General features: G+C 43.4%; 1 protein-coding gene. It reads left to right on the plus strand.

The features are described 5' to 3' along the window. The first annotated feature begins 37 nt into the window (after nucleotides 1-37). Complete coding sequence (locus Q3F21_RS27220) at nucleotides 38-379, plus strand: cupin domain-containing protein (protein ID WP_340259731.1); 342 nt, start codon at nucleotides 38-40, stop codon at nucleotides 377-379. Nucleotides 380-472 lie beyond the last annotated feature (93 nt).

Raw genomic sequence — 472 nt, forward strand, 5'->3', positions numbered from 1 at the left:
GTGTAACAAGAAACGGCAAATAAAGGGAGTGGCGGAAATGAAAATAAGCAAACACAGTGCCGAGCATTATGTGTGGGGCCAAAATTGTGACGGTTGGCATTTAGTGAAAGGCAAAGATCTAAGCGTGATTCACGAACGAATGCCGGCAAACACTTCGGAGGTAAAGCATTACCATCAAAAGTCTCGCCAATTTTTCTTCGTCCTGTCAGGCGCAGCAACGATGATAATCGGTGACGAAGAGGTTGCGATCAATCAACAAGAGGGAATCGAAATTCCGCCACTCATCCCGCATCAAATGTTCAACAAGTCAAACGAGGAAATTGAATTTTTGGTCATCTCTCAACCAACTAGTAAAGATGACAGAATCATAGTAAAGTAAACCGACCGTATAGAAGCCTGCATCTACCGCCTGAACTGTGACCCTGTTTGTAGACAGTTTTAAAAAAGCTTCCTGACTAAGCAGCCAATAGAT

The organism is Brevibacillus borstelensis, from assembly GCF_037834415.1.
Taxonomy (GTDB): Bacteria; Bacillota; Bacilli; order Brevibacillales; family Brevibacillaceae; genus Brevibacillus; species Brevibacillus borstelensis_A.